The sequence below is a fragment of the Nonomuraea longispora genome, assembly GCF_004348345.1.
Lineage (GTDB): Bacteria > Actinomycetota > Actinomycetes > Streptosporangiales > Streptosporangiaceae > Nonomuraea > Nonomuraea longispora.
Window position 1 is genome coordinate 1 of the sequence record NZ_SMJZ01000380.1, and the last position, 3165, is coordinate 3165.

General features: G+C 63.0%; 4 protein-coding genes. 3 read left to right on the forward strand and 1 reads right to left on the reverse strand.

The features are described from left to right. Positions 1-533 (reverse strand): transposase (locus E1267_RS48155; protein WP_425465131.1); only part of this gene is annotated, 533 nt, incomplete at its 3' end. Between the two features lie 352 nt (positions 534-885). Between E1267_RS48155 and E1267_RS43195 the strand changes: the two genes are divergently transcribed. The 3 genes from E1267_RS43195 (at position 886) to E1267_RS43205 (ending at position 3060) form a co-directional block, all read left to right on the forward strand. Then, positions 886-1704 (forward strand): YoaK family protein, encoded by an 819-nt coding sequence (locus tag E1267_RS43195; RefSeq protein WP_246064731.1) that lies wholly within the window; start codon positions 886-888, stop codon positions 1702-1704. A 346-nt stretch (positions 1705-2050) separates the two neighbouring features. Continuing rightward, positions 2051-2719, forward strand: a complete 669-nt coding sequence (locus E1267_RS43200) for a transposase family protein (protein WP_132342037.1) — start codon at positions 2051-2053, stop codon at positions 2717-2719. Between the two features lie 8 nt (positions 2720-2727). Then, the gene (locus tag E1267_RS43205; RefSeq protein ID WP_220449951.1) at positions 2728-3060 is read left to right on the forward strand and encodes an SLC13 family permease; all 333 of its coding nucleotides are present in this window, start codon (positions 2728-2730) and stop codon (positions 3058-3060) included. Positions 3061-3165: the final 105 nt, after the last annotated feature.

Below are 3165 nucleotides of genomic sequence, written 5' to 3' on the forward strand. Positions count from 1 at the left end.
CCATGTCGGCATGCAGGTTCCGCTGGGCGCCCAGCCGGACAATGAGCACGGGTCTGGCTCCCTCTGAGAGAGTGGCTGAGCTGGGCGGATAAGGTCTGGGCTGTTGGGACGGGTGATCGTTGTCTACCGTGTGAGCAGACGCGTGAGACGGTGGTGGCGATGAGCTCGTTGCTGGAGGAGTTGGAGCGGCGGGAGAACGCGGCCCGTGAGCGGGTGGAACAGCTTCGCGAGCAGATCGCCGAGTTGACCCGTCGGTTGGAGGCCGAGGAGGACCGGGTGTTGCGACTGGTGATCGCCCGGGAGACGGTGGAGGAGATCCTGGGCGTGTCCTTGCCGGTCCTGACCTCGCCGGCCGCTCGTTGCCCGCCTTCACCCCGAGCCTGCGCGGCTCGTACCCACACGCGCAGCGTCTCTCGGCTGACCCCCAGATCCCGCGCGATCGACGTGATCGTGCGATCCGGCCTCGACAGCACCAGCGCCACCGCGTCGGCCTTGAACTCGGGCGGGTAGTTCTTCATCACCATCAGGAACATCTCTTCCCCTGGACCTCAAGATCCAGTCTCCAAGGTGTCCACATTCAAGGGGGAACGTCCCTGACCCGGCACCCCCTCAACCGCGCACGTTCTGCGCTGGTCAGACTGGTGCCGCCGTCACCAAGCAACAGCCCGACACTGCCACTACCAGCACAGATCAATACCATGACCGCAAAGTGTCACTGGAGTGCTAGGCCAGGCGGATCCTCACACCCCGATCAAGTTCGAAGAGCCAGCATCACCCAGCAGGCAACACGCCGAGCATGGATCCACTCCTGCGGACCCCGGCCGCTTAGTCTGCACTGACAGGACCGCATAGATCGATTTATGCGCGTTCGTAGACGTGACCGTGATGGGAAGTTCACGCGCGCTCGCCCTGAGCGTTGTGCAGCGTGAACAGGGCCGCCGCGCAGCAACCAGCGCAATTTTGATTGATATCAAGCAGAGAGACACATCGATGGGCAAGGGAAGCGTGACGCCAGCGCGCTCGATAATTCGGGATTGGCTTCTCGTGGCACTTTCGTTTTCGACAGGCGTCTACGACGCGATCTGTTTTCTGTTCTTCGGTAAGGTTTTCACGGCGTTTCAGACGGGCAACATCGTGTTCCTTGGACTTGCATTCGGGGGCATTCGCCCGCCTGCGGGTCCGAATCTTGTCTATGTGGTCATCTCCTTGGGAGGCTTCATCGTGGGCGGCGCGCTGGCGATGCGGATCCTTCGGAAATCCAGACCGCAAACGCACACCGAGGGGAAGGACACCCTCTGGTCGTCTCGCGTGTCCGTTACGCTGGCAGCCGGGCTAGCATTGCAGATCATCTTCCTTGTCGTGTGGATGACGACCTCGCGCTCTACCGAGATGATCTATATTATGGTCGCCACAGGTGCGATGTCGATGGGCATGCAGATGAACGCTATCGAGTCGCTGCAAGTGCAGGGCGTGTCGACGACGGCCCTCACGGTCACCGTCGGGTTGCTGGGCGCTGTCGCAACCCGGTCGCTCACGCTGCCGGCGGCGCGGCGCATGATTGGGGGCATCATGGGCGTGACATTCGGTGCCTTTCTGGGAAGTTTGATGCTCAGCCACGCGAACCTATACGCACCGCTCGTGCCCGTGCTCGTGACGACGCTCGTGATCGCTATCGCCTCGAGAACTCTGATACCGAGGCGTTAGCCCCTACCGCCCTCATTGTCCACGGGTCGGCATGTCACCCAACCGGACCGGAAGGCCACCCCGGACACGCTGCGTGAACCGCGCCCAGTTTGATGGAGCGCATGATCATCCCTGGGTTTATTCGATGAGCGCTACTTAAGGGGTTTGGCGTGTGGAAATGTCGATGTGTTCGAGATCTGGTTCAGCTTCCGCGAAGTGATAGTGAAAAGTTAAACGCTTGGCGAAACAGTAGCAAGGCCAGTGGCCGCGATTGCATAACTCGGTCAACATGGGAACGGCCGCTTCGTCATAATTCGGTCCATCCCAGAACTGATCATCAACGAGCTGCCGTGCGGTCACCGGCAGCATGCCCCGGCGGGCAAGGAAGCCGGCTGCGTTTCATCTGCTCCTTCTACGCTTGAATCAGGTGCATGTTGAGACCGTCGAGCAGGACGGGAGTGACGTATTGATCAAAACTCGGACGCGTACCGTAGAAACGGCCTGCCACCAATGCTCTACGCCTACTGGTCGGCAGCACAGCCGCTGTCGGCGGCGTCTTCGCGATCTGACAGCGGCAGGACGGCCGGTGCTGATCGACTTGGAGGCGCGCCGGTGCTTCTGCGACAACACCGCCCGCCAGGTGTGCACCTTTGTCGAGCAGGTACCCGTGGTGACCCAGCGGCGCCCCCGTCGCACATCACTGCTGCGCAGCGTGCTGGAGAGCATCGCATTGGCGCTGGCCGGTCGGGCTGGGGCACGTCTGGCAGCCTTGTTCGGCTTGGCGGTCAGCCGCTCCGCCCTGATCGGGCACATCCATGCCCTGGGCGTCGACGACTTCGCCGCGCGCCGCGGTCGTCACTATGGCACCATCCCGGTCGACATGGACACCCACCGGCCTATCGACCTGCTGGCCAATCGCGCTGGCACACTTACCGAGCGGAGCTTCGGTCAAGGGATCGTGCCGATGTTCACCCCGCTCGCCCTTGGAGATGACGGCGAAGGGGTGCCGACCGCGTTCGGGAGGCCCGGATTCTGACCACCCCGATGGCGGAGCTGCTATCGGCAGCCCTGCTTGTGACGGTGCTGACGTGGGCGGTCACTCGGCCATTCGGCCTACCGGAGGCGGTCGCTGCGGTCCCGGCCGCCGTCATCGTGGTCGTAACCGGAGCGATCTCCTCCGAGCACGCCCGTGCCGAGGCCGAGCGGCTGGGACCGGTGATCGGCCTTCTGGCGGCGGTGCTGGTGCTCGCTCGGCTCTGCGCCGAGGAAGGGCTCTTCAACGCGTGCGGGGCCTGGACGGCTCGCGCGTCGGCGGGCCGTCCCCGCCGACTGCTGTCTGCGGTATTCGTCCTCGCTGATGGCGCTTCGCGAATCTGACCAGGGGTGCTCTGTGAAAGTTGCCAGGTCGTTGGACTTCATACTACGGCTTTAGTTGATGTTCGTCACGGATTGTGACGGTGTGTCGACGTGAACAGCAGCGGG

Coding starts and splice junctions, on each gene's coding strand:
- E1267_RS43195 (WP_246064731.1), top strand. CDS start 886: ATGGGAAGTTCACGCGCGCTCGCCCTGAGCGTTGTGCAGCGTGAACAG.
- E1267_RS43200 (WP_132342037.1), top strand. CDS start 2,051: ATGCCCCGGCGGGCAAGGAAGCCGGCTGCGTTTCATCTGCTCCTTCTA.
- E1267_RS43205 (WP_220449951.1), top strand. CDS start 2,728: ATGGCGGAGCTGCTATCGGCAGCCCTGCTTGTGACGGTGCTGACGTGG.